The sequence below is a fragment of the Streptomyces sp. bgisy130 genome (assembly GCF_057708345.1).
This window is the reverse complement of the sequence record NZ_JBYISA010000031.1, coordinates 1-24,810: the sequence shown is the minus strand read 5'-3', so window position 1 is coordinate 24,810 and position 24,810 is coordinate 1. Positions and strand designations below refer to the sequence as shown.

General features: G+C 73.3%; 20 protein-coding genes and 1 tRNA gene. 11 read left to right on the top strand and 10 right to left on the bottom strand.

Annotation, left to right across the window (positions count from 1 at the left end; translation table 11 throughout):
- Window positions 1–87: 87 nt before the first annotated feature.
- Window positions 88–690, top strand: a complete 603-nt coding sequence (locus AC3EUV_RS29435; RefSeq protein WP_432144409.1) for a response regulator transcription factor — start codon at window positions 88–90, stop codon at window positions 688–690.
- Between the two features lie 53 nt (window positions 691–743).
- Window positions 744–816 (top strand) — tRNA-Gly (locus AC3EUV_RS29430).
- Window positions 817–857: 41 nt separating this feature from the next.
- Here the strand turns inward: AC3EUV_RS29430 and AC3EUV_RS29425 are convergent.
- From AC3EUV_RS29425 to purD, 4 genes are all read right to left on the bottom strand, one after another.
- Entirely contained in the window at window positions 858–1,757 is a 900-nt protein-coding gene (locus AC3EUV_RS29425) for a phosphoribosylaminoimidazolesuccinocarboxamide synthase (RefSeq protein ID WP_435604248.1), read from the bottom strand.
- Window positions 1,758–2,067: 310 nt separating this feature from the next.
- Entirely contained in the window at window positions 2,068–3,549 is a 1,482-nt protein-coding gene (locus tag AC3EUV_RS29420) for a N,N-dimethylformamidase beta subunit family domain-containing protein (protein WP_435604247.1), read from the bottom strand.
- 235 nt (window positions 3,550–3,784) lie between these two features.
- Window positions 3,785–5,620 carry a hypothetical protein gene (locus tag AC3EUV_RS29415; protein WP_432144373.1) on the bottom strand — a complete coding sequence of 612 codons (1,836 nt, stop codon included), beginning with the start codon at window positions 5,618–5,620 and terminating at the stop codon, window positions 3,785–3,787.
- A gap of 492 nt (window positions 5,621–6,112) precedes the next feature.
- The gene (gene purD, locus AC3EUV_RS29410) at window positions 6,113–7,378 is read right to left on the bottom strand and encodes a phosphoribosylamine--glycine ligase (protein WP_432144372.1); all 1,266 of its coding nucleotides are present in this window, start codon (window positions 7,376–7,378) and stop codon (window positions 6,113–6,115) included.
- Window positions 7,379–7,666: 288 nt separating this feature from the next.
- Between purD and AC3EUV_RS29405 the strand changes: the two genes are divergently transcribed.
- Window positions 7,667–8,425, top strand: a complete 759-nt coding sequence (locus tag AC3EUV_RS29405; protein ID WP_435604246.1) for an SLATT domain-containing protein — start codon at window positions 7,667–7,669, stop codon at window positions 8,423–8,425.
- Window positions 8,426–8,727: 302 nt separating this feature from the next.
- Here the strand turns inward: AC3EUV_RS29405 and AC3EUV_RS29400 are convergent, their stop codons facing one another.
- The 4 genes from AC3EUV_RS29400 to AC3EUV_RS29385 form a co-directional block, all read right to left on the bottom strand.
- Window positions 8,728–9,378: a hypothetical protein gene (locus tag AC3EUV_RS29400; RefSeq protein WP_432144370.1), complete on the bottom strand. Its 651-nt coding sequence runs from the start codon at window positions 9,376–9,378 to the stop codon at window positions 8,728–8,730.
- Window positions 9,379–9,473: 95 nt separating this feature from the next.
- A complete protein-coding gene (locus AC3EUV_RS29395) occupies window positions 9,474–10,151 on the bottom strand; it encodes a GntR family transcriptional regulator (protein ID WP_432144369.1) in 678 nt (225 codons plus the stop codon).
- A 152-nt stretch (window positions 10,152–10,303) separates the two neighbouring features.
- Window positions 10,304–11,674 (bottom strand): aspartate aminotransferase family protein, encoded by a 1,371-nt coding sequence (locus AC3EUV_RS29390; RefSeq protein ID WP_435604245.1) that lies wholly within the window; start codon window positions 11,672–11,674, stop codon window positions 10,304–10,306.
- A gap of 135 nt (window positions 11,675–11,809) precedes the next feature.
- Window positions 11,810–12,646, bottom strand: coding sequence for a VTC domain-containing protein (locus AC3EUV_RS29385; protein ID WP_432144368.1), 837 nt, complete (start codon window positions 12,644–12,646; stop codon window positions 11,810–11,812).
- A 232-nt stretch (window positions 12,647–12,878) separates the two neighbouring features.
- Between AC3EUV_RS29385 and AC3EUV_RS29380 the strand changes: the two genes are divergently transcribed.
- The 5 genes from AC3EUV_RS29380 (at window position 12,879) to AC3EUV_RS29360 (ending at window position 18,965) form a co-directional block, all read left to right on the top strand.
- Window positions 12,879–13,547 (top strand): DJ-1/PfpI family protein, encoded by a 669-nt coding sequence (locus AC3EUV_RS29380; protein ID WP_435604244.1) that lies wholly within the window; start codon window positions 12,879–12,881, stop codon window positions 13,545–13,547.
- A complete protein-coding gene (locus AC3EUV_RS29375) occupies window positions 13,544–14,059 on the top strand; it encodes a MarR family winged helix-turn-helix transcriptional regulator (RefSeq protein ID WP_432144366.1) in 516 nt (171 codons plus the stop codon). The genes AC3EUV_RS29380 and AC3EUV_RS29375 overlap by 4 nt, the downstream gene beginning before the upstream one ends.
- Window positions 14,060–14,194: 135 nt before the next feature.
- On the top strand, window positions 14,195–15,877 hold the full coding sequence (locus tag AC3EUV_RS29370) for a serine/threonine-protein kinase (protein WP_432144365.1): 1,683 nt from the start codon (window positions 14,195–14,197) through the stop codon (window positions 15,875–15,877).
- Between the two features lie 648 nt (window positions 15,878–16,525).
- Window positions 16,526–16,870 carry a hypothetical protein gene (locus tag AC3EUV_RS29365; RefSeq protein ID WP_432144364.1) on the top strand — a complete coding sequence of 115 codons (345 nt, stop codon included), beginning with the start codon at window positions 16,526–16,528 and terminating at the stop codon, window positions 16,868–16,870.
- Between the two features lie 283 nt (window positions 16,871–17,153).
- Entirely contained in the window at window positions 17,154–18,965 is a 1,812-nt protein-coding gene (locus tag AC3EUV_RS29360; RefSeq protein ID WP_432144363.1) for a serine/threonine-protein kinase, read from the top strand.
- Window positions 18,966–19,014: 49 nt separating this feature from the next.
- Here the strand turns inward: AC3EUV_RS29360 and AC3EUV_RS29355 are convergent, their stop codons facing one another.
- Window positions 19,015–20,301: an adenylosuccinate synthase gene (locus AC3EUV_RS29355; protein WP_432144362.1), complete on the bottom strand. Its 1,287-nt coding sequence runs from the start codon at window positions 20,299–20,301 to the stop codon at window positions 19,015–19,017.
- 206 nt (window positions 20,302–20,507) lie between these two features.
- Here AC3EUV_RS29355 and AC3EUV_RS29350 point away from each other — a divergent pair, with 206 nt between their 5' ends.
- On the top strand, window positions 20,508–21,485 hold the full coding sequence (locus tag AC3EUV_RS29350) for a diacylglycerol kinase family protein (protein ID WP_432144361.1): 978 nt from the start codon (window positions 20,508–20,510) through the stop codon (window positions 21,483–21,485).
- A gap of 3 nt (window positions 21,486–21,488) precedes the next feature.
- Here the strand turns inward: AC3EUV_RS29350 and AC3EUV_RS29345 are convergent, their stop codons facing one another.
- On the bottom strand, window positions 21,489–22,046 hold the full coding sequence (locus AC3EUV_RS29345) for a GbsR/MarR family transcriptional regulator (RefSeq protein ID WP_432144360.1): 558 nt from the start codon (window positions 22,044–22,046) through the stop codon (window positions 21,489–21,491).
- A 93-nt stretch (window positions 22,047–22,139) separates the two neighbouring features.
- On the opposite strand from AC3EUV_RS29345, the gene AC3EUV_RS29340 reads away from it, so the two are divergent.
- Both AC3EUV_RS29340 and AC3EUV_RS29335 read left to right on the top strand, forming a co-directional pair.
- Complete coding sequence (locus AC3EUV_RS29340) at window positions 22,140–23,111, top strand: ABC transporter ATP-binding protein (RefSeq protein WP_432144359.1); 972 nt, start codon at window positions 22,140–22,142, stop codon at window positions 23,109–23,111.
- Window positions 23,108–24,748 (top strand): ABC transporter permease, encoded by a 1,641-nt coding sequence (locus tag AC3EUV_RS29335; RefSeq protein WP_432144358.1) that lies wholly within the window; start codon window positions 23,108–23,110, stop codon window positions 24,746–24,748. Before AC3EUV_RS29340 ends, AC3EUV_RS29335 begins: the two co-directional genes overlap by 4 nt.
- Window positions 24,749–24,810: the final 62 nt, after the last annotated feature.

Genomic DNA, 24,810 nt, shown 5'->3' with positions numbered 1-24,810 from the left:
GGGGCGGGGAGCGTGCCGGAAGGGGCCGTGTTGGAGGGAGAGTCGGGGTGGAGGGAGAGTCGGGGTGGCGGGGTGAGTGAGCGGGCGATCCGGGTGTTGCTCGCGGATGACGAGCATCTGATCCGTGGGGCGCTGGCGGCGTTGTTGTCGCTGGAGGACGATCTGCTGGTCGTGGCGGAGGCGGCGACGGGGCCGGAGGCGCGGGCGATGGCGCGGGCGCATGAGCCGGATGTGGCGGTGCTGGATCTCCAGATGCCGGGGGCGGACGGTGTGGCGGTGGCCACATCGTTGCGGGGTGAGGTGCCGGGGTGCCGGGCGATGATCGTGACGAGTCACGGGCGGCCCGGGCATCTGAAGCGGGCACTGGAGGCGGGGGTGCGGGGGTTCGTGCCGAAGACCGTGTCGGCGCAGCGGCTGGCGGAGATCATCCGCACGGTGCATGCCGGAAACCGTTATGTGGACCCGGAGTTGGCGGCCGACGCGATAAGCGCTGGGGAGTCACCGCTGACGGTCCGGGAGGCGGAGGTCCTGGAATGCGCCGAGGCCGGGGCGCCGGTCACGGAGATCGCGGCGCGGACGTCGCTGTCGCCGGGGACCGTGCGGAACTATCTCTCGTCGGCGACCGCGAAGCTCGGCGCGGAGAACCGCCATGCGGCGGCGCGCCTCGCCCGCGAGCGGGGTTGGCTATAGTGGACTCCGCACCGCGCGGCGGCGCCTGATTCCAGGAGCTTTGCGCGGAGCCTGCGGACGTAGCTCAGTTGGTAGAGCGCAACCTTGCCAAGGTTGAGGTCGCGAGTTCGAGCCTCGTCGTCCGCTCAAGGAAGAAGGACCCCGGTCGGTGACCGGGGTCCTTTCCGTTATGCCCAGCTGAGGCCGGTGAGGCGCTGGTAGGCCTCGATGTACTTGGCGCGGGTGCTCTCCACGATCTCGTGCGGGAGGGCGGGCGGCGGCTCCTCGCCCGTACGGTCCCAGGCCGCGGCGGGAGAGGTCAGCCAGTCGCGCACGAACTGCTTGTCGAAGGACGGCTGGGCGCGGCCCGGCTGCCACAGGTCGGCCGGCCAGAAGCGCGAGGAGTCGGGCGTCAGGACCTCGTCGGCCAGGGTCAGCTGCCCACCGTCGAAGCCGAACTCGAACTTGGTGTCCGCCAGGAGGATGCCGCGCTCGCGGGCGACGTCGCGGGCCCGGCCGTAGACGGCGAGGGTGGTCTGCCGCAGCTCGGCGGCGACCTCCGGGCCGACCTGGTGGGCGACCTCCTCGTAGGAGACGTTCTCGTCGTGGTCGCCGACGGCGGCCTTGGTGGCCGGGGTGAAGATCGGCGCCGGGAGCTCGGAGCCGTCGACGAGACCCTCGGGGAGGGCCAGCCCGCAGACCGTGCGGGTCTGCCGGTATTCGGCGAGGCCGGAGCCGGTGAGGTAGCCGCGGGCCACACACTCCACGGGGACCATGTCCAGCGACTTGCAGACCAGGGTGCGGCCCGCCCAGTCGGCCGGGACGCCGGCCGGGACGTCGGTGCCGAGGACGTGGTGCGGGACCAGGTCGGAGAGCTGATCGAACCACCACAGGGACAGCTGGGTGAGGACGCGGCCCTTGTCCGGGATCTCGGTGGGCAGCACCCAGTCGTAGACCGAGGTCCGGTCGCTGGCGACCATGACCAGGTCACCGGCGGCGTTGCGGTAGAGGTCGCGCACCTTGCCGGTGTGGAGGTGGGTGAGCCCGGGGACCTCCACCGGCTCAGGCTTTTCTACAAAACCGGGCACGCTTCCTCCGCGTAGGTTGATCCAGGAGTCCTACCGATTCTCCCTCACGCGCGCCGGAGGTGACGGACGGGGGCCGGGTGCGCCCCCGGAGCCCGGTGGCCGGCCGGCGCGGCGGGTGCCCCGGCGGGCGATCAGCGCGAAGGCCGGCCGCGGCCGGGACGACCGCGGTGAGCAGCACCGTGGCGGGCAGGACCGTGGCGAGGAGCATCGCGGCGGGCAGGACCGTGGCGAGCAGGACCGTGACCGGAGTTGGGGCCGTACGCCGCACGCCGCACGCCGCCCGCCGCACCCCGGGCATACGGCGGCGGGCTCAGTCGCGTTTGCAGATGCGGTCGAGGAGGTTGGCGGTGGCGCGCTGGATGCGCTGGTCGACGTGGCCGGGGCGGTCGAGGGCGGGTGACCAGGCGAAGGTGCCGGAGGCGAAGACCCAGGCGCCGCTGGGGGCGCGGTAGAGGGAGGTCTCTTGATGGCGGCGGGTGCCCTCGCTGTCGCGGTACGGGGAGTGGGCGAGCAGGATGCGTTCGGTGTGCTTGGGGAGGCTGGTGCGCGGGAAGTAGCGGTCGGCCTCACCGGCGACCAGGCCGGGGAGCTCATCGCCTTCGTGGGCGCCGGTGGCCTCCCACAGCCAGTGGCCGCCGTTGCGGACGACCAGGGGGGCCGGTTCGGGGACCCGGCCGGCGTACTGGATACCCATCAGCCGCTGTTCGGGGTCGCCGTTCTCCCGCCAGAGGGCGGGGCGGCCGGGGCCCTGGCGTTTGCGGCAGTGGAGCAGGGAGTCCGGGCCGGAGGGCGACGGGGAGAGGTCGACCTGCCAGTACATGGTGTTGGCGGAGAGGAAGACCAGGGAGGTGCCGGTGTCCCGGGCGGCCTCGACCGTGCGGCGCATGGGCACCGACCAGTATTCGTCGTGGCCGGGGAAGACCAGGCCGCGGTAGCGGGACGGGTCGACGCGGCCGGCGTGCAGATCGCGGGCGTCGGCGTAGGCGAGGTCGTAGCCGTAGCGCTCGGCCCAGCGGATGAAGTCGTAGGCGTGGCCGACATGGAGGGGCAGGCCGGCGCCGGCGTAGGGGCGGTCGAAGGAGACGGTGGTAGCGGCGTCCCGCTCGCCGAGCAGGGCGCCCTTCTCGTCCCAGGCGTGGTAGAGGCTGGCGCCGGTGCGGCCGTCCTCCGGGTAGAGGTTGTAGGCCTGCCAGGTGATGTCGGGCAGCAGCAGGAGGAGATCGGCGGGCTCGTGGTCGCGGACCGTGAAGGGGATGTGGGAGCGGTAGCGGCCGTCGGCGGTGGTGAGCACGGCGACATAGGCGCCGAGGTTCCAGGAGGTGGGGACCTGGAGGCGCCAGGAGAGCCACCAGTGATGGCAGGAGACCGTGCGCTCGGCGGTCAGCGGGGGCGGCTGGACGATGCCGGCCAGCCGCGGGCTGGTGGTGACCTTGTGGGCGCCGGTGCCGCCGTAGTGGCCGATGCGGTAGATGTCGATGCTGAACGGCTGGGGCGGGTCGACCGAGACCCGGAAGTCGATGGCCTCGCCGGGGGCCACCGCGCCGGGGCCGGCGAAGCCCTTGATCTGGCGGTGGACGTCATCGGCGGTGCGCGGGCCGTTGTGCTTGTGGGGTGCGGGCACGCTCAGATCACCCTGGGCGACGGCGGGGTCGACGTACCAGGGGATGATGTGGCCGGAGTCGAAGTAGTTCTCGCTGCCGCGCAGCCAGGGCAGCGGGCCCTGCCCGAACGGGTCCGTGACCGCGTGGGCGAGGGCGCCCGACTCCCAGCGCCTGATCTGATCCGTCGCCACCTTCCACTCCCCTCCCGCGTCCCCCATCGGCCGCGGCCCCTCGGGCCGGTGCTGCGCCGGCGGGACGAACCCGGCCGGCCGTCCCCCAGCACATCACATTACGCACCCACTCCGTCACCCTTCGTCGTGAATTTAGATGCAACCGCCCCCGAAATGCGAACTGGAAGGGAACATTCAGCCGATGGAGCGAGCCGCCCGGGACGCCCGGCGCTCCGCCGGCCGCCGCGGACCGGTGTCATACCAGCCGGACCGGCTTTTCCGGGCGTACGCCGATCGTCGTCAGCCAGCCGCGCAGCGGCTCCGCATCGCCGTCGTCGACCAGGCTGAGCACCGGGCGGCCCAGGTCGGACCGGCGGGCGCCGTCGACCAGCAGCGCCGGGCCGTCGAGCCAGTCCAGGCCGGGGGTGGCCCCGGCGGTGTCGACGGCGGCGCAGCAGACCATGGCGGTGACGTGGTCGGCGAGCAGCTCGCGGCCCGTACGGGGCGGCTGGAGCGGGAACAGCGGGAGGCCGCCCTCGGCCATGCCGTCGCCCCAGGCCACACCGATGGCGGCGTCCTGCGGCGAGGTGCCGCGGGCGGCCTGGCGGGCCGCCTCCTCCCGCTCCTCGCGCTCGACCTCCGCGCCCAGCCGGGCGGCGACGAGATCGCCCGCGCACGCGTCATGGGTGAGCCGGTCGATGACCCGGGCCAGGGTCGGGCCGGGGGCCGGGGCCAGCGGCTGCTCGTCGCGGCGGCCGCTGGCGGGCGGGCCCAGGGCGGGCTCGTCGGCGGGCGGGCGCTCCGCCGGGTGGTGGACGGGCGTGCGAGCGGCGGTGCGGGCGTACGAGAGGGGCGGGGCGGGGGCCGGGTCCGGGGCCGCCGGTGCGGGCGGGGCCACCGGGAGCGCGGTCGCCGGGAGGTTGTCGAGCACGCGGTGGAGGCGGGCGGCCTCCAGGCGCCATTTCCGGTCCACGACCTCTTCCGGGTACTGGTTCCAGCCGACCGGTGACCAGTCGGGTCCCGGCTCGGCCGGGCCGCCGTGGAAGAGGCGGGCGGCCAGCAGCGAGGCGGCGCGGTCGATGGCGCCCGGCTCCTCCAGGAGGTCGCAGGCGGGGCGCTCGCCGAGACGGGAGGCGAAGCCGTCGGCGAGGCGGTCCCGGCGGGAGAGCTCGGTGAGCGCGGAGACCACCCCGGCGTCCAGCCGGGACGGCCAGCGGCCCATCCGCCAGGCGGGCAGCGCGACCCGGGTCAGCAGCCGGTCCCAGCCCGCGTAGGCGAGCCCGACCTGCTCCTGGGCGACGATCCGCAGGCCGTAGTCCACGGTCTGGGCGCGCTCGGAGGCGGCGGCCGCGACGGCCCGTTCCATGATCGTGGCGTGTTCGCGGCCGGCTCGCAGCAGCAGCCGCGCCACTCGGCCGACGAAGCGGAGCGGGAGGCCCCGCACCGGCCGCCGGGCGCGGGCGGAGACCGCGACCGCGGCGTCCAGGCCGCGGATGAAGCGGCGGGCGGCCGCTATGTCGGGGTGCGCGGACGGGCCGGTGCCCGCGACGACGGGGGCCAGCAGGGCGCGCAGCTCGGCGACCCGCATCCACCACAGGAACGGCGAGCCGATGACCAGGACCGGCGCCTCGGGCTCCCGGCGTTCCCCGTCGGCCCGTCCTTTGGTGCGGCGGGGCGGGCCGTGGGCGCGGTGTGTCCGGTCCTCCAGCCAGCTGTCGCAGTCCGGGGTGAGCGCTATGGCGGAGGGCGCGGGGACCTCCAGGCGGTCGGCGAGGTCGCGCACCAGGCGGTAGAGATCAGGGGCCGACTTCTCGGAGATCGGGACGGACGGGCTGAGGGCCGGTCTGGCGCGCGCGACGACCACGGCGACCAGCGCGGCCAGCAGCAGGCTGAGCACCGCGAGGCCGCCGGCGATCCAGCGGGCGAGGTCCCAGCCCGGGCCCGCGCCGAGATGGCCGGTCGCCCGGCCGGCGAGCAGCACCACGGCCACGGCCGCGGGCAGCAGTGCCACAGCCAATGCGGTGCTGCGGATCCGCAGCACGGCGAGGGCGCGGGCACGCGCCGCCAGGACGCCTGTTTCCGGACTTGCCACGAGCCTGTACACCCCCTGCTGTCCTGAAGGAGCCGGACGGAGAGAACACGGGACGGACGTACGAGAAATTGCGCGGTGTGCGGAGCGAGCTCACTCCCCACCCACTGTGGCACCGGCCACTGACATCGCAATGCCGGTGAGCCACTTGCCGGACGCCGCCGTGATCACCGTGCCGGAATCCGGCACGGCCACCACAGGACGCTTGCGCGGCACCCTAGTTGGGGGTTTTCGTCTCGTCAGCCGGTTGCTTGGTGCGATCACTCGATGGAATGGCTTTGGGCAAAGCCGGGAACCGGTGTCGGAAGGGTGCGGGCCGCGGGCGATTCGGCCCGGTTTGCACTCACCGGCCATGGATGACGCGGCCCGGGCTGCGCCCACAGACCTGAGGCATATGCCACGGTATGTGCCATGTGTCCCAGGGGAGATGTCACCGGCCGCGACGGGCGCGAGGGGCACGTCCGGGCGCCCCACGCGCCGTCGCAGCGCTGCGCCCTAGGCGCCCGCGGCCTCGTCGGCGACCTTGGCGGCGATGTCCGTACGGTGCTGGGAGCCGTCCAGGGAGATCCGGCCGACGGCGCGGTAGGCGCGCTGCCGGGCGGTGGTGAGGTCGGAGCCGGTGGCGGTGACGGACAGCACCCGGCCGCCCGCGCTGAGCACCGCGCCGGAGTCGTCGCGCTTGGTGCCGGCGTGCAGGACGTACGCCTTGGGGGCGTCCTGCGCCACGACCTCGGCGAGGCCGTCGATCGGGTCGCCGGTGCGCGGGGTGTCCGGGTAGTTGTGGGACGCGATGACGACGGTGACCGCCGCGCCGTCGCTCCAGCGCAGCGGCGGGAAGGTGGCGAGGGTGCCGGTGGCCGCGGCGTGCAGCAGGCCGGCGAGCGGGGTCTTGAGGCGGGCGAGGACGACCTGGGTCTCCGGGTCGCCGAAGCGCGCGTTGAACTCGATCACGCGGACCCCGCGCGAGGTGATCGCCAGGCCCGCGTAGAGCAGCCCGGAGAACGGGGTGCCGCGGCGGCGCAGCTCGTCGACGGTGGGCTGGAGCACGGTGGCCATGACCTCGTCGACCAGCTTGGGGTCGGCCCAGGGCAGCGGGCTGTACGCGCCCATGCCGCCGGTGTTGGGGCCCTGGTCGCCGTCGTAGGCCCGCTTGAAGTCCTGGGCGGGCTGGAGCGGGACGACGGTCTCGCCGTCGGTGACCGCGAAGAGGGAGACCTCGGGGCCGTCGAGGAACTCCTCGATGACGACCCGGTCGCAGGCCAGCGCGTGCGCGCGGGCGGCCGCGACGTCCTCGGTGACGACGACGCCCTTGCCGGCCGCCAGACCGTCGTCCTTGACGACGTACGGCGCGCCGAAGGCGTCCAGGGCCTCGTCGATCTCTTCCGGGGTGGTGCAGACATAGCTGCGCGCCGTGGGGACGGCCGCGGTGGCCATCACGTCCTTGGCGAAGGCCTTGGAGCCCTCCAGCTCGGCGGCCTGGGCCGAGGGGCCGAAGACCGGGATGCCGCGGTCGCGTACGGCGTCCGCGACGCCCGCCACCAGGGGGGCCTCCGGACCGACCACGACCAGATCGGCCTCCAGGCCGGCGGCGAGTTCGGCGACGGCCTGGCCGTCGAGGGCATTGACCCCGTGCAATTCGGCCACCTCGGCGATGCCGGCGTTGCCGGGAGCGCAGTGCAGCGCGGTGACGTCGGGGTCGAGGGACAGAGAGCGGCACAGGGCGTGTTCGCGGGCGCCGCCGCCGATGACGAGGACCTTCACGGTGGCAGCCTAGACGAGAGCCGCGGCCGTCCCGACGTCGGCCGGGCCCGGGGGCGGGGCGGGGCCGAGGCGGCCGGAAACTGTGCGTCACCGCGTTGGCCACTCTTTCGGGTGAGACGCCCGGCGGCCTTATACCCGATCCCGCACCACTTCCGGGCGGAAAGCGCGTGAACGTGCGGCCGACGCCAGCCGTTCGGCGGTAGGAAGGGGGACTGCGCGCAACGGCCGTCCCGGATGTCACGCGTGCACCGCACGTATCTGTGAAGAACGTAGAGAGGGAGTGCACGGGTGAGTCAGCCGGAGATGCAGCCCGAGGGGCCCCCTCGGGAGAGCCGCCGCCCCCAACGGGAGAGCGGCGGCCGGGGGCCCGGCCGCCGGGACCTCGCCGGACGGGTCTTCCCGCTCGGCGACTGGGGCGAACCGGCCGACCGTCTGGACGCGCTGTATCTCTGGACCGAGGAGGGCGCGCTGCGCGCCGCCGACTGGTACCTGCACGACCGGGTCGCCAAACGCCGCGGCGCACGGGCACTGCGGCTGGGCGCCGCGGCCGCCGTGACGGTCGGCGGGGCGCTGCCGCTGCTGGACCTCGCCGGGGTCTGGGAAGGCGGCGCGTCCTGGGGCTGTCTGTCGCTGCTGCTGGCGGCGGTGTGCGTGGGCGGCGACCGGTACTTCGGGGTGACCGCCGGATGGATGCGGGACCTGGCGACCGCGCAGGCGATCCACCGGCGGCTGGAGGCGCTCCAGTTCGACTGGGCGACGGAGAGCGTACGGGAGGTACTCGGGCCGGCCGAGGGCACCGCGGGCGAGGCGGCGGAGCGCTGTCTGGGCGTCCTGCGGCGCTTCAACGAGGACCTCGGCGAGCTGGTGCGGGGCGAAACGGCCGACTGGATGGCGGAGTTCCGGGGGGATTCGCTGCGGTTTGCCGCGGCGCACGGGGGCGGCTCTGCCGCCGTTTCTCCCCGGCCGGAGGGGGCGCCTCCGGCCGGGCGGTTCGCGGTGCCGCATCGGGCGCGGCCGAATATGCCTCGGCAGCGGCCGCCGGAGTGAATGCCGCTGCGCTTTGCGTTCGGCCCGCGCTTTCGGCTTTCCCGCCGTGGGTGTTGCTCGCCGTTTGATGCCCGCTTGCGCGGTGCACCCGCCGTTGCGCCTGCGGCGCGCGTTGCCGCCGCGCGGGGCTGTTGGGGTGCGGTGACGGGCCTGCGGGGCCTGGTGTGTGGACTGCTTCGCTTTACGTCCACACACCAGGCCCCTCCGGCCCGTCCCCTCCCGTGGGTGGGTGGGGAAATGCGTGGTGGGTGGTGGCGGTTGTGGGGTGGGTACGGGGGGTCGGTTGAGGAATGAGCCTGGTGCTAGCTGAAGACGATCATGGAGCCTTGGCCGAGGCTTCGGGTGGCGGCGGCGTGGAGGCCCAGCCAGACGTGGCGTTCGCGGGCGAAGGGGCTGTTGTCCTGGGGGGTGGCGGTTGCCCGTTCCTCCAGGGAGGTGGGGCCGGCCGGTGGGGCGGGGGCGGCGGGGGGATTGGCCGGATCGATGCCCAGGGATGGCGCGACCAGTTCCAGGTCGCGCAGCAGGCCGTGTGAGGAGCCGAGCGGGCCGCCGCCCTCCAGGAGCTCGTCGTTGGCCAGGGGGTGCGGGAAGTCGACCGGGACGTACGCGCCCGCGTGGTCGTAGTGCCACACCAGGTGGGACTGCTGGGCGGTGGCCTCGAACATCTCCAGCAACTGCTCGTAGTCGCCGCCCAGTTCGTCGACCGGGGTCACCTCCAGGCCGCACAGCCGCAGCAGGTAGGCGCGGCGCAGGAAGTGCAGGGCGTCGTAGTCGAAGCCGGCGACGGGGGCGACGTCGCCGGAGAGGCCGGGCATATAGCTGAAGACCGGGACCGGTGGCAGGCCCGCTTCCGTCAGGGCCTTGTCGTAGGCGGCGATCTCTTCGGAGAACGGGTTGTCGGGGCTGTGGCACAGCACATCGACGAGGGGTACCAGCCACAGGTCACATGCCACGAGTGTGGGCTCGCTTCCGGTCGGGGACGGGGACACCGGCGCACGTACAGCTACGGGTACGGCCCATTACGGCCGATGGTCGAGACAGCGTAGTGCTAGCCGCGCGTTCCGACGAGAGCGAGGGAGTGCTCGTTGTACTCGGCGATCAGCCGCTGGGCGGTGGCCAGGTCGTGCTGGATCAGGGCGTCGGCGAGCGCGCTGTGGTCGTGCCACAGCAGCCCCTTGAGGTCGGCTTCGCGGCGCAGCAGCGGGACCGCGAACATCCAGGTCTGTACGCGGATCCGGTCGAGGAAGTCGCTGATGTAGGCGTTGTTCACGATGCCGCTCAGCTCACGCCAGAAGCGCAGGTCGTAGCCGATCAGCACGTCCAGGTCGCCGGCCCGCGCGGCCCGTTCGGCCTCGTCGGCGCGGCGCCGGATGGAGATCAGCACCCCGGCGGCGGTGGCGCGCAGGGCCTGGTCGGCGCCGCTGCGGAAGATGCCCTCGATGATCAGGGTGCGGGCCTCGACCATGGCCCGGAAGTCGTCGGCGGTGAAGGCGTGCACCTTGAAGCCGCGGTGCTGTTCGACGTCGAGCAGGCCCTGGGCGCACAGGTCGAGCAGCGCCTCGCGCACCGGTGTGGCGGAGACGCCGTACTGCTCGGCGATCTCCTTGACGGTGAAGGGGTGGCCGGACGGCAGCCGGCCGGCCAGGACCTCGTCGCGCAGGGCGTCGGCGATCTGCTGGCGCAGGGTGCTGCGTCGTATGACTGAGCTGTCTCCGCCGGCGGCCATCGTGTGCGTCTCCTTCGACGTGCCTGACCGCGCAGGTGGGTGCGGCCCCCGCCCACGATAGGCGAGGGCCGCTCCGGTTCGCTGCCCGAGGTTGCCGTGAGCATGCCCTATGGCACGTCTGTGACCTGCACTTCCGTCCGCCGGCCGAACGGTCAGACGGTGTGGGCGTCGGCTGCCGTCAGGGCCTCGTCGAGGGCGGCCAGGCCCTCCTTGGCCTCGGCCTCGGTGACCGTGCAGGCCGGGACGACATGCGTCCGGTTCATGTTCACGAACGGCCACAGGCCGCCGCGCTTGCAGGCCGCGGCGAATTCGGCCATCGGAGCGTTGGCGGCGCCGGAGGCGTTGTAGGGGACCAGCGGTTCGCGGGTCTCCTTGTTGCGGACCAGGTCCAGGGCCCAGAAGACGCCCAGGCCGCGGACCTCGCCGACGGACGGGTGGCGTTCGGCGATCTCGCGCAGCGCGGGGCCGATGACCCGCTCGCCGATGTCGGCGGCGTTCTCCACGATCCGCTCCTCGGCCATCGCGTTCATGGTGGCGACGGCGGAGGCGCAGGCCAGCGGGTGGCCGGAGTAGGTCAGACCGCCCGGGTAGGGGCGCTGGTCGAAGGTGGCGGCGATCTCGGCGCTGATCGCGACGCCGCCCAGCGGGACATAGCCGGAGTTGACGCCCTTGGCGAAGGTCAGCAGGTCGGGGGTGACGCCGAAGTGGTCGGCGGCGAACCAGTGGCCGGTGCGGCCGAAGCCCGCCATGACCTCGTCGAGGATGAAGACGATGCCGTGGCGGTCACAGATCTCGCGGACCCCGGCGAGGTAGCCGGCCGGCGGGACCATGATCCCGGCGGTGCCCGGGACGGTCTCCAGGATGATCGCCGCGATCGACTGCGGGCCCTCGAAGGCGATGGTCTGCTCCAGGTGCGCGAGGGCGCGCTCGCACTCCTGCTCCTCGGTCTCGGCGTGGAAGGCGGAGCGGTAGAGGAACGGGCCCCAGAAGTGGATCACGCCCGCCGAGGCGGTGTCCGAGGGCCAGCGGCGGGGGTCGCCGGTCAGGTTGATCGCGGTGGCGGTGGCGCCGTGGTACGAGCGGTACGCGGACAGCACCTTGGCGCGGCCGGTGTGCAGCCGGGCCATCCGGACCGCGTTCTCCACGGCCTCCGCGCCGCCGTTGGTGAAGAAGATCTTGTCGAGGTCGCCGGGGGTGCGCTCGGCGACCAGCCGGGCGGCCTCCGAGCGCACGTCCACGGCGAATCCGGGCGCGATGGTGCACAGCTTCGCGGCCTGCTCCTGGATCGCCGCGACGACCTTGGGGTGCTGGTGGCCGATGTTGGTGTTGACGAGCTGCGAGGAGAAGTCGAGGTAGCGGTTGCCGTCGTAGTCCCAGAAGTACGACCCCTCGGCGCCGGCGATCGGCAGCGGGTCGATCAGGCCCTGCGCGGACCAGGAGTGGAAGACGTGCGCGCGGTCGGCGGCCTTCACGGCGGCCCCGGCAATGGGGTCGGCGGCGGAAGCGGAGGGCGTCGTGGTCACGGTCAGTACCTCGGATCGGGTCGCTCGGGGCCGCCGCGGGACGGTCGCGGCGAACGCTCCTCAGCCTAGGGAGCGGGCCCCGGCGCCCGGTACCGACAGTGTGTATGGCGCTCACCACGCGCACGGACAGAGTGTCTACGGGCTGGAGGAAACTCCAGGGGGCGCTCCGGGCGGCAGCCGCCGGGCCGCGGCCGGGAACGCCGTCCGTACCGCGCTCGGCCACTGCCCGTCGACCAGATCCGGGCGCAGCGCCGACAACCCCCCGCAGTACTTGGTGAATCCGGCGGCCGGTATGCCGAGGCCCGCCAGCAGCCGGTCCGCCTCCGTCGGCCGGCCGGCGGTCCGGGTCCCGACGAGGAGCAGCCCGCCGTCGGCCCGTAACGTCCGGCCGGTCGCCGGATCCCGGCAGAGCAGCGCGGCATCGCAGGTGATGCGCCGGCCGTCCGCGACGAAGGTGGCCCGGAGGTACTCGGTCTCGACGGTGCGGAGCAGGTGGGCGGGGGCCGCGAAGCCGTAGCGGTCCAGTACGGCGGCGAGGAAGCCGCGCGGGGCCGCGTCGAGGGCCCCGGCGTCCGGCAGCAGCGGCTGCCGGTGGGTGACCGTTTCGCCGTGCCGCCCCGTCAGCTTGATCTCGAACTGCCGCTCCCCGGTGTCCGCGTAGCGCCGCTCACGGATCCGGTAGCGCCGGCCGCGGCCCTGCCGGGCGTCGTGGAAGGAGCGCAGATCGGGGGTGTCGTAGTGGACGGAGTGGTAGCGGAACCAGCGGCGTCCGTTGATGCACAGCGCCGCGAACGGGCCGTCCGGCCCGCGGCGGCCGGTGAGTTCGGCCGCGAAGGCGGTGAAGACCTCGAATGGGACGAGGTAGCTGCGGTCGAAGCGGGTGCGGAGTTCGGCGCGGGCCTGGACCTCGGCGAGCGGCACGGGGCGCGCGGCCATGGCGGCACGGGCGAGGGCACGTACGGCGGGGATCACACGGGCTCCTTGGGTGGGTGGCTCGGTAGGCGTTGTACGTGCTGTACCTCCGGGAAGTTCCGGGTCGTGGAAAGGGACATCCATCGGGGCGGTGCATCCCGGCCAAAGTCGGGATGGTGCGCTTCGGGTTCCTGTTGACAGCATGCTGTCGTAAGGACAGGATGCTGTCGTAGAGGGAATAGAGAACAGGGAACGGTGGGCCGGGTGTCCGCCGTCGGCCGAGGGAGCTCTCATGAATCCGCGCACCGTGCATCTCGCCGCCTACGACACGCTTGCGGACTGGGAGTGCGGCCACGCCATCAGCCATCTCCGCAGCGGCAGTTACTTCCGTGCAGCCCAGGGCCCGTACGACGTGGTCACCGTCGCGGCCACCACCGGACGGCCGGTGACGACCATGGGCGGGCAGCGGATCGTGCCGGGTCTCGCGCTCGACGCCCTGCGTCCCGAGGACAGTGCGCTGCTGATCCTTCCGGGCGCCCAACTGTGGGACTCCGGCGTGGAGTTGCTGCCGTTCGCCGCCAAGGCCCGGGAATTCCTGGCCGCCGGGGTGCCGGTCGCGGCGATCTGCGGCGCGACCGCGGGGCTGGCCCGGGAAGGGCTGCTGGACGACCGTCCGCACACCAGCGGCGCCGCCCCGTACCTCGCCGCGCAGCCCGGTTACCAGGGCGGCGAGCACTACCGCGAGGCCGATGCGGTGCGCGCCCGCGGTCTGATCACCGCGGGGCCGACCGAGCCGGTGGCCTTCGCCCGGGAGATCTTCGCCGAACTCGACGTGATGGAGCCGCGGATCCTGGACGCCTGGTACCGGCTGTTCGCCCGCTCCGACGCGGATGCCTTCCCCGTTCTGATGACGGCGGGAACGGCCGGGTCCGAGGACGGCTCCGAGGCCGGGTCCGTATGAGCGGGAACCGGGGGGCCGATGCGTCCCCGGAGCCCGAGGGTCCCCAGGCTCCGGAGCTCCTCAGCCGTACCGCCCTCACCGTCTTCCGGCTCAACGGCCAGTTCCTCTCGGTCGCGGACGGTCTCGCCGGTCCCGCGGGGCTGACCGCGGCCTGGTGGCAGGTTCTGGGCGCCGTGCTGCCCGAGCCGCTGCCCGTCGCCGGTATCGCCCGCGTCATGGGCATCACCCGCCAGAGCGTGCAGCGCATCGCCGATCTCCTGGTGGCCCGTGGCCTGGCCGCCTACCGGCCGAACCCGGCGCACCGCCGCGCCAAACTCCTCGCCCCGACCGAGGAGGGCCGGGCCGCCGTCGCCCGGATCACCCCCGGCCACTCGGAGTTCGCCGGCCGGCTGCGCGAACAGCTCGGCGGGACGGACGGGTTCCGGCGGGTCACGGCGGCGCTGGAGGAGCTGTCGGCGGCGCTGGACGAGCTGTCCGGCGCGCCCGAACTCCCGCCGGACGCCGGGGCGTAAGGGCCGACGGCCTGTGGGGGCGCGGGGGGCGCTCGGTATCCTCCACCGCGGGGGAGCGGGTCGCGGGCAGCGGGTGCAAAGGCACCGGCGTCCACGCACCCGTGGGGCGGCTTCGGGGGAAAGGGCGACGGGACGATGGAACGGCTGATACGGGCAGAGCAGCAGGGACGGGCCGGGCGGACCAGGGGCCTGCGGCCGCTGCGGGCGCAGGATCCGGGGCGGATCGGGGACTACCGGCTGCTGGGGCGGCTCGGTGAGGGCGGGATGGGCCGGGTGTTTCTGGCCCGTTCGGACCGTGGCCGGACGGTCGCGGTCAAGCTGGTGCGGGCGGAGCTGGCCGGCCAGGAGGAGTTCCGGGCCCGCTTCCGGCGGGAGGTTCGGGCCGCGCAGCAGGTCGGCGGGGAGTGGACGGCGCCCGTCCTGGACGCGGACACCGAGGCCGAGACTCCCTGGGTCGCCACGGGGTATATCGCGGGCCCCTCGCTCCAGCAGGTCGTCGGCGGCAGCGGCACTCCGCTGCCCGAGCGGAGTGTGCGGATCCTGGCCGCCGGGCTGGCCCGTGCGCTGAGCGCGATCCATGCGGCCGGGATCATCCACCGCGACCTCAAACCGTCCAATGTGCTGCTCACCATCGACGGGCCGCGGGTCATCGACTTCGGGATCGCGCGGGCCCTGGACGCGGTCACCGGCAGCGGGGTGACGCGTACCGGCGCCTCGGTCGGCTCGCCGGGCTTCATGTCGCCGGAGCAGGTACGCGGCAAGCCGCTGACCCCGGCCTGCGATGTCTTCTGCCTCGGGTCCGTACTGGCCTACGCGGCGACCGGGCGGCAGCCGTTCGGCACGGCCGACAGCATCGCGGCCGCCATGATGTACCGCATCGCCCAGGAGGAGCCCGACCTCTCCGGAGTGCCCGAGGGGCTGCGCGCGCTGATCTCCGGGTGCCTGGCCAAGGATCCGGAACGGCGGCCCACGCCCGCGGAGTTGGTGGCACAGGCGGAGGCCGGCGCCGCGGACGGGCCGTGCGCGGACGGCGAGCCCTGGCTGCCGGGGGCGCTGATCGCCCGGCTGGGACGGCATGCCGTGGAGCTGCTGGAGGCGGAGGATCCGCAGGAGCTCACGGCGGCGGACGGCGCGGCGGCCGCAGCGCCGTCGCCCGCCTCCGAGGCCCCCGGGGCGCATGCGCTGCCCACCGCCGTCTCGCGTACCGGCGCGGCGGACCGCGGCGCGCCGGGGCCGGTCGCGGCGCGGTCGGCGTCGTACTCGCCGCAGGGCTCCCACGGGCCGCACGACCACGCGGCAGCGGCCCCGGCATCCGCCGCGGCGCCGCGCCGCCGCCGGGGTGCCCGGGCCGCGCTGGTCACCGCGGTCGCGCTGGCGCTGGCCGGGACCGGTGCGGTCACCGCGTATGCGGTGCTCAACGACGGTGACGGCTTGCGGACGGAGGACGGGGACGCCACGTCGCAGTCCGCCGCGCACGGGGGCCTTCCCGCGGCCTACTTGGGCACCTGGGAGACGACGGTCGGCGGCTCCGCCCTCAACGGCCGGCGCCTCACGCTCACCCAGGGCACGACCGGCGACACCGTACTGACCATGACGGCGACCGGGGCGAACTACCGCTGCACCTTCGCGGCCACCCTGACCAATGCGGGCCCCCCGGTCCGCCTCGGCCCGTCCACGGTGGTGTCCGGGCCGGGCGGCTGCAGCCCTGGCGAGTCGAGCACCCTGGAGCTGGTGGGCGACACCCTGCGCCGCATCTCCGACGACGGGAAGGCGCTGACGTACCGCAGGACCGGGGTACCGGCCGACAAGACGGGGTGATGGCCGCCAGGGTGACGCAGCGTCCGGCGGCGGCGCCGGCAGTTCGGCCGTGCCTCCTGGTCACGTGTCCGTCGTTCACCCGTCACCCCTCGATGAGCGCCAGTTCCGGCGCGCGGAAGCCGGGTTGACCCAGGACGCACTGGGCGAGCAGGCGATCTGCTCGGACCGCCTCATCGCCCATTTCGAGGCGGGCCGCAGAATGCCGCTTCCCGGTACACCATGAACGTGGAGACCGCCGGGTTGAGCGAGCCCCAGCGCATAGTTAAAGGGGCCACCGCCCCCGGTCCGCCCTCTGGCCAAGTGGGTTTTCATGGTCTCGCCAGGCGTCCCGCCAGCTACCCGTAGGACGTCAAGACGTATGGGGTCATCGCCAGGCCACGAACGCTGGGAGCGGCCGGTTCAAGGACGCCCCGGAACCAGTTGAGGGTCGGGTGCGCCAACTGCCTCTTCGGTCACTGCAGGTCCAGATGATGACTGCAGCGAGGTGAGATATCTCCTTTGAATTATGCGAGACGTTCGCCCCGCTTTCCTTCGGCGACACCCACCGCGGCGTCAGCGATCAGCAAAAAGCCTGACCGGGGCTGTCACAACACTGCTAGAATCGCCCGCGTATGACAATTCGTCATCATCACACGAGGAGCGGCGAACATGAATAGTTCAAAGGCGAAGCGCTTACTTGCCGCAGTGGCAGTTACCGTGACCGCACTCGCAACTCCGGTCGCGGCTGCTGGAAACGCTGCGGCAGAAAACCAGCAGTTCAAGCCGCTGACAACGTCAGCAAAGGCCGTCGCAGCGGATTCTGACAACGCATACTGGTGCATAAAGAAGCTTTCCAAAAAGGGCTACCCGATAGGCCCTAAGGCCATCAATGCTTGCGATTATGCGGGAGACCCCGCTGACGGCAATCGCCGCGATACGTGCATAAAGCTCTTGAAAAACGCAGGCGTAAAGTCCAGGGACGCCGACTATGCCTGCACGAGGGTTCACGGCTGACCAGAAGACAGATAGACGGCCCCGTCTCTGTTGTCCGCAGGGGCGGGGGCCGCTTTACACAGGCGGTCACCTACATCAGCCCGGGCCCCCTGGTCAGTCTCAGCACTGTCGTACCGGAGGACGGGGGTGACGGTGCAGGCCCGTGCAGCCACCCAGATCGTTCCCCCCTCGTAACGGTCTGGCGCCCGTTGCACGGCCCGCGCCGCCTACCCTCGTGTGGGTCGGGACGCCTGCCGCCGGAGAGCGCCACAGGCACAGCAACGAGACGGGGGGATGCGCACCGATGGACGGCCTGCGCGGGCTGACCGCCGACGATCCGTCGTGGATCGGGGACTACCGGCTGCTCAGCCGTCTCGGCAGTGGCGGGATGGGGCGGGTCTACCTCGCCCGTTCCGAGGGCGGCAGGACCGTCGCCGTGAAGCTGGTGAAGGCCGAGCTCGCCGCGGAGGAGGAGTTCCGGGACCGCTTCCGCGCCGAGGTCGCGGCCGCGCGGCGGGTCGGCGGGCGGTGGACCGCGCCGGTGCTGGACGCCGACACCGAGGCCGCGGTCCCCTGGGTCGCCACCGGCTACATCGCGGGCCCGACCCTGAGCCAGGTGGTCGGGTCGTACGTCCGCCAGGGCGACTACGGCCCGCTGCCGGAGGACTCGCTGCGGCGGCTGGCGTACGGGCTGGCCTGCGCGCTGGTGGACATCCACGGCGTCGGGCTGGTGCACCGCGACCTCAAACCGTCCAACGTGCTGCTCACCATCGACGGGCCGCGGGTCATCGACTTCGGGATCGCGCGGGCCCTGGACGCGGTCGGGGAGCACACCCAGACCCGGGCCGGCACGGTGGTCGGCTCGCCCAGCTTCATGTCGCCCGAGCAGGTCCAGGGGCACCGCGTGAGCCCGGCGAGTGATGTCTTCTGTGTGGGCTCGGTGCTGGCGTACGCGGCCACCGGGCGGCAGCCGTTCGGCAATCCCGCCTCGGGCGTGCACGCGGTGATGTTCAAGATCGCGCAGGAGGAGCCCGATCTGACCGGGACACCGGACGGGATCCGCGGGCTGATCCTGGACTGCCTGGCCAAGGACCCGGCGGCGCGGCCCACCCCCGGGGAGCTCGCCGAGCGCCTCGGGCCGGTGCCCGGCGGCCGGCCGGCCGCGCCCTGGCTGCCGGCCGAGCTGATCGCGCGCCTGGGGCAGCACGCCGTCCTCCTCCTGGACACCGACACCCCGCCCGGAGGCCAGTCGCCGACGGTGGTGACCACCAGGGCCGCGCCCGCTCCGGCGGTGCTCCCGCCGCCCACCGCGACCGAGCGGCGGCGCCGCCGCCGGTGGCTGCCCGTCATCGCCACCGCCGTGTTCGCGGCCGCCACGGCCGCCGCCGCGGTGCCGCTGCTGAGCGAGGGCGCGGGCGCCGAGGACAGCGCGTCCGACATCCCGGCCGGCTATCTCGGCACCTGGTCGGGGCCGGTGCTGCGGGACGGCGAACCCACCGGCCAGCAGCGGCGGTTCGTGATCACCCGCGGCAAGGTCGGCGAGGTGGTCGCGAACAGCACCAGCCTCGGCGCGACCTACGAATGCCGCAGCGACGGCAAGCTGGTGTCGGTGACCCGGCAGGACGGGCACCCGGCGCTGCGGCTGGACACCACGGTCGTCCGGTCCGTGCCGGCCGGCCGCTGCGCCGCGCTGGGCGAGCACACCCTGGAGGAGGGCGGCGCCGGCACCCTGACCTGGTCCGCGGCCGGGCGCACCGCGACCCTGCACCGCGTCGCCCCGTCCGACGGCACCGTCCCCGATGGCTTCCTCGGCACCTGGCGGCGGCCGAACGACGACGGCTACGGCAGCCAGCAGCTGACCGTCCGGCAGGCCCCGGCGGGCAGCACGGTCCTCACCAGCGTCGCCGTGGGCCGCGGCGGCCGCTGCACCGCACACGCCTCCCTCTATGCGGCCCAGGGCGGCAAGCTGACCGTCGGCCCGTCGGTCGTCGACCGGGCCGCGCCCGGATGCTCACCGAGCAGCACCTCCGTGCTCAGCCTGGGCGGCGACGGCACCCTGCACCGCGAGTTCCTGGGCGACGACAAACAGCCGCGCGGCTACTCCAGGGTGAAGTAGCCGCGCGGCTGCGAGGTGCCGGGGGCCGCTGCGGGCCCCGGCCGGTGTCCTACGACAGGAACGAGTTGATCTCGATCGTCTCGTCGCGGCCGGGGCCGACGCCGATGGCGGAGATCGGGGCGCCGGACATCTCCTCCAGCGCCTTGACGTACGCCTGGGCGTTCTTCGGCAGGTCGGAGAAGGTCTTGGCCTTGGTGATGTCCTCGGACCAGCCCGGCAGCATCTCGTAGACCGGCTTCGCGTGGTGGAAGTCGCTCTGCGAGTACGGCAGCTCCTCGACGCGCTTGCCGTCGATCTCGTACGCGACACAGACCGGGATCTGCTCCCAGCCGGTGAGCACGTCGAGCTTGGTGAGGAAGAAGTCCGTCAGACCGTTGACGCGGGTGGCGTAGCGGGCGATGACCGCGTCGAACCAGCCGCAGCGGCGGTCCCGGCCGGTGGTGACGCCGCGCTCGCCGCCGATGCGGCGCAGCGCCTCGCCGTCCTCGTCGAAGAGCTCGGTCGGGAACGGACCGGCGCCGACGCGCGTCGTATAGGCCTTGAGGATGCCGATGACGCGGCTGATCTTCGTGGGACCGACGCCCGCGCCCGTGCAGGCGCCGCCCGCGGTCGGGTTCGAGGACGTGACGAAGGGGTACGTGCCGTGGTCGATGTCCAGCAGCGTGCCCTGGCCGCCCTCGAAGAGCACGACCTTGTCGTCGTCGAGCGCCTTGTTGAGGATCAGGGTGGTGTCGGCGACATAGCCCTTGATCTGGTCGGCGTAGCCCAGCAGCTCCTCGACGACCTGGCCGGCCTCGATGGCGCGGCGGTTGTAGAGCTTGGTCAGCAGCTGGTTCTTGACCTCGAGGGCCGCCTCGACCTTCTGGATGAGGATCGACTCGTCGTAGAGGTCCTGGACGCGGATGCCGACGCGGTTGATCTTGTCGGCGTAGGTCGGGCCGATGCCGCGGCCGGTGGTGCCGATCTTCCGCTTGCCGAGGAACCGTTCCGTCACCTTGTCGACGGTGATGTTGTACGGCGTGATCAGATGCGCGTTACCGCTGAGCAGCAGCTTGGACGTGTCGACGCCGCGCTCGTTGAGTCCGCTCAGCTCGGAGAGCAGGACCGCCGGGTCCACGACGACACCGTTGCCGATGACCGGGGTGCACCCCGGCGAGAGGATTCCGGAAGGGAGAAGGTGCAGCGCGTACTTCTGGTCGCCGACGACGACCGTGTGGCCGGCGTTGTTGCCGCCCTGGTAGCGCACCACATAGTCCACGGATCCACCGAGCAGGTCGGTGGCCTTTCCCTTGCCCTCATCACCCCACTGAGCACCGAGCAGCACAAGTGCGGGCACAGGCGTACACCCCTTCCGGGCGGGGCATGTCCAACGTGCGTGGATGGCGTCGGCGTGCCTGTTCACGCGTACGTCATCGCTAGAGCCGTCGGACCGGTGCCCCGGAATAGACGAAGCCCCTGGCGCAATAGCGCAAGGGGCTCTTGCACCGAGATGCTACCTGAGGAAGGACCGAGGTGTCGGCGCAGCCTTCTGGGCACTCTCCCGTGGACTCCGTACGGGGGTACCCCCTGCTCGTGGTCATCGACCCGGTCGCCCGCAGTACGGACGGCGAGTCCGTGCGGATCGCGAAGGATGTCCTGTGCGCGGGCGCGGGAGCGAAAATCTGCCTTCCCGAGGGGCCCGAGGAATTCGCCCGGATTCTCGCCCGGCGCGGCCACCGGCGGCCGGTGGTGATCGGTGACGACCGGACGCTGCTGCGGGTGGTGGGCCTGCTGCACAAGGAACGCGAGCTGGCCGCGGTGCCGCTGTCGATGGTCCCGGTGGGGGCGCCGGCCGCGGTCGCGCTGAGCCGCGCGCTGGGCGTCCCCACGGACACCGTGGCCGCCGCGCGGGCCGTCCTGGACGGCGGGGAGCGGCCGATGGATCTGCTCACGGACGACAGCGACGGCATCGTGCTGGGCGGCCTGCGCATCCCCTGCGGGAGCGCGGCGACCCGGCTGGGCCACGGGGCGTATGTGCCGGCCCCGGCCCCGCCGCCGGCCCCGGTGGACCCGGCCGAGGCGCTGGGCGGCCGGGGTGGTCCGGCGGACGGCCTGGACGGGCCCCGGCCGTGGTGGAAGCCCGCCGCCAAGACGGCCCGTACGGCGCTGGCGATGCTGGCCGCGCCGGCGGCGGGACTGGGCGCCCGGCGGGCCCGGGTGCCGGGGCAGCGGCTGCGGATCGAGGCGGACGGGGTGCTGCTGGCGGATCTGGACCGGCCGGTGCGCGGGGTGTCGGTGGTGCCCGGCGGACGGACCGGCGCCCAGGCGCCGCGGACGGGTGCCGCGGACGGCCGTGAGCTGGCCGAGGTCGTGGTGCACTGGCCCGGCGGCGGCCGGCCGGTGCGGGCCCGGGCCCGGGCCGTGACGGTGTCCGGCGCGGACTTCCACTACCGGGCGGACGCCCTGGTCGGCGGGCCGGTCAGGACCCGTACGTGGACCGTGCAGCCGGCCGCCTGGCGGCTCCAGCTCCCGCGGGGCTGAGGCTCAGCGGCCGGCGCTTTCCAGGTCGGCCCGCAGCTGGTCGCGGTGCTCGCGCCAGCGCTGGAGCAGCCCGGCGAGCTCCTCCTGGAGGAACTCGAAGAAGACCAGCGTCTCGGTGATCCGGCGGCCGGCCGGGGAGTCCTCGCCGAGGCTCTCTACGCCCTCGCGCAGGGTGCCCTCCCAGCGGGTGAGGGCGTTGTCCCGGCGGGCCAGCGCCTCGTACCACTGGTCGCTGTGCACGCGGTAGCGGTCGCGGCGGGAGCCGGGCTCGCGCTCCCGGCTGACCATGTCGACCTGGGAGAGGTAGCGGATCGCGCCGGAGACGGCAGCGGGGCTGACCTGGAGGCGCTCGCCGAGTTCGGCCGAGGTCAGCACACCGGAGTCGGAGGCCAGCAGACAGGCGAAGACCCGGGCGGACATCCGCTGCATCCCGGCGTCGACCAGCTGGGAGGCGAACCGCTCGACGAACTGCGAGACCGCTCCGTCGTCACGGGTGTCCTCGCCGCTCTCCCGGCGGGCGTCGTCGGTCCGGTGTGCGCTCTGCGCTGGCTGCTCACTCATATCCGCATCATCTCCCCTGTTCAGAGCCACCCACCCAAGTTTATACGGTTTCTTAACTTCACAAATTTGTGAAACTAGCGTAGCTTTCAAAACATGACCAAGGCAATCTCCACCGCCCCCGTGATCCGGGTCGACGGTCTTCGCAAGTCCTTCGGCCGCACCCCTGCGCTGGACGGCCTCGATCTCCGGGTGTCGGCCGGTGAGGTACACGGCTTCCTCGGCCCCAACGGCGCCGGCAAGTCCACGACCATCCGCGTGCTGCTCGGCCTGCTGCGCGCCGACGGCGGCACGGCCCGGCTGCTGGGCAAGGACCCCTGGCAGGACGCCGTCGAGCTGCACCGCCGGATCGCGTATGTGCCGGGCGATGTGACCCTGTGGCGCAATCTGTCCGGCGGTGAGGTCATCGACCTCTACGGGCGGCTGCATCAAGGCGGCGGCGCGAAGCGCGCGGGGAGGAGCGGCGCCGCGCGCCGGGCCGAGCTCCTGGAGCGGTTCGAACTCGACCCCACCAAGAAGGGGCGGACGTACTCCAAGGGCAACCGCCAGAAGGTCGCCCTGGTCGCCGCCTTCGCCTCCGACGTCGAGCTGCTGATCCTCGACGAGCCGACCTCCGGGCTCGACCCGCTGATGGAGGAGGTCTTCCAGAGCTGTGTCGCCGAGGAGCGCGACCGCGGCCGTACGGTCCTGCTCTCCAGCCATGTGCTGTCCGAGGTCGAGGCGCTCTGCGACCGCGTCAGCATCATCCGCAAGGGACGGACCGTCGAAGCCGGCTCCCTGGGCGAGCTGCGGCATCTGACCCGCACCTCGGTCACCGCCGAACTCACCGGCCCGCCCAACGGGCTGGCCACGCTCCCGGGCGTCCACGGCCTGTCCAGCCGGCCGCTCCGGGGGAGCCAGGGGCACCGTGTCCGCCTCCAGGTCGACACCGACAAGCTCGACGCCGTACTCCGCTCGCTCGGCACCACCGGCGTCCGCAGCCTCACCAGCACCCCGCCCACCCTGGAAGAGCTCTTTCTGCGGCACTACCAGGACGACGCCCGCACCGCCGGGACGGTCGCGCGATGACCGCCCTGACCGCGGCCCCGGCTGTCCGCGCCGCCCGCCCCCGTCATCTGGCGGGCACCGGCGCCCTGTTGCGCCTCGCACTGCGCCGCGACCGGTTGCTGATCCCGGCCTGGGTGCTGGCCCTGGGCCTGTCCGTCGCCGGGATGGGCGCGTCCTTCGAGGCGGTCTACGACACCGCCGCCCAGCGCGCCGGACTGGCCGCCTCGATGAATCACAACGGCTCGATGCGCGCGCTGTACGGGCCGGTCTTCGGCGACTCCGTCGGCGGCCTGGTCGCCTGGCGGATGGCCGGCTTCGGTGCCGTCCTCGCCGCGGTGATGAGCCTGCTGATCGTGGTCCGGCACACCCGCGAGGAGGAGGAGACGGGCCGTCAGGAACTGCTCTCCGCCGCCGTGGTGGGCCGCCGGGCGCCGCTGACCGCGGCCCTGCTGACCGCCCTGCTCGCCAACGCCCTGCTGGCGGCGCTGATCGCGGGCGGCTCGGCGCTGTCCGGTCGGCCGGCCGCCGGCTCGCTCGCGCTCGGCCTGGCCCTCGGCGGCACCGGCATGCTCTTCGCCGCGCTGGCCGCCGTCGCCGCCCAACTCACCGAGAGCGCACGGCTGGCGAAGGGGCTGACCGGCGCGGTCCTGGGCCTCGCTTTCGCGGTGCGGGCCGCGGGCGACGCCGCGACAGCCGGGGCCGGCTCCCCGCTCACCTGGGCCTCGCCGGTCGGCTGGGCGGAGAACCTCCGCCCGTACGCCGGCGAACGCTGGTGGATCCTCCTGCTGTTCCTCGCGGCCACCGCCCTGGCCGCCTCCGCCGCCTACGCCCTGACCGCCCGCCGCGACCTCGGGATGAGCTTCCTGCCCGCCCGTCCCGGACCGGCTGTCGCACCGCGCTCCCTGAGCGGCCCCTTCGGCCTGGCCTGGCGCCTCCAGCGGACCACCCTGCTGGGCTGGACGGGCGGCTTCCTGGGCGTCGGCGCGCTGTTCGGCGGGATCGCCAAGGGCGCCGCCGACCTGGTCGGCGGCAATCAGCAGACCCGCGAGATCGTCGAGCGGATGGGCGGCCAACCGGGCCTGACCGAAGCCTTCCTGGCCACCATGACCGGGCTGCTCGGCATGGTCGCGGCGCTCTACGCGGCCGGTGCGGTGCTCCGGCTGCGCGGTGAGGAGACCGCGGAGCGCGCGGAGCCGGTGCTGGCCGGTGCGGTGGGCCGGCTCCGCTGGGCCGGCAGCCATCTGGCGTTCGCGTACGGGGGCACCGTCGTCATCCTGGCCGCCGGCGGACTGGCCCTGGGCCTGGCCTACGGCCTCTCGGTCGACGACCCCGGTGGCCAATTGGGCCCGGTGCTGGCCGCGGCGCTCTCCCAGGTCCCGGCGGTCTGGACGCTCACCGGTCTGGCGGTGCTCGTCTTCGGCCTGCTCCCGAAAGCCACCCCCGCCGTCTGGGCGCTCGTCGGCGGCTGCCTGGCCCTCGGCTGGCTCGGACCCTCGCTCGAGCTCCCCGCGTGGGCGATGAATCTCTCGCCGTACAGCCAGCTGCCCAAGCTGCCCGGCGCCGACGTCACCGCCGCCCCGTTCCTCTGGCTGCTCGCGCTGTCCGCCCTCTTCGCCGTCCTGGGCCTGGCGGGCCTGCGGCGGCGGGACATCGGCTGATCCACCGGCGGCCCGTCGCCCCGCGGCCGGCCGCCCCTGAAGACGTGGGGCGGCGGGAGGGT

What these genes read in the sequence shown, in the direction of transcription:
- AC3EUV_RS29395 (WP_432144369.1), bottom strand. Translation starts at nt 10,151, where the DNA reads ATGGCCGCCGGCGGAGACAGCTCAGTCATACGACGCAGCACCCTGCGC.
- AC3EUV_RS29380 (WP_435604244.1), top strand. Translation starts at nt 12,879, where the DNA reads ATGAATCCGCGCACCGTGCATCTCGCCGCCTACGACACGCTTGCGGAC.
- AC3EUV_RS29375 (WP_432144366.1), top strand. Translation starts at nt 13,544, where the DNA reads ATGAGCGGGAACCGGGGGGCCGATGCGTCCCCGGAGCCCGAGGGTCCC.
- AC3EUV_RS29370 (WP_432144365.1), top strand. Translation starts at nt 14,195, where the DNA reads ATGGAACGGCTGATACGGGCAGAGCAGCAGGGACGGGCCGGGCGGACC.
- AC3EUV_RS29365 (WP_432144364.1), top strand. Translation starts at nt 16,526, where the DNA reads ATGAATAGTTCAAAGGCGAAGCGCTTACTTGCCGCAGTGGCAGTTACC.
- AC3EUV_RS29360 (WP_432144363.1), top strand. Translation starts at nt 17,154, where the DNA reads ATGGACGGCCTGCGCGGGCTGACCGCCGACGATCCGTCGTGGATCGGG.
- AC3EUV_RS29345 (WP_432144360.1), bottom strand. Translation starts at nt 22,046, where the DNA reads ATGAGTGAGCAGCCAGCGCAGAGCGCACACCGGACCGACGACGCCCGC.
- AC3EUV_RS29340 (WP_432144359.1), top strand. Translation starts at nt 22,140, where the DNA reads ATGACCAAGGCAATCTCCACCGCCCCCGTGATCCGGGTCGACGGTCTT.
- AC3EUV_RS29335 (WP_432144358.1), top strand. Translation starts at nt 23,108, where the DNA reads ATGACCGCCCTGACCGCGGCCCCGGCTGTCCGCGCCGCCCGCCCCCGT.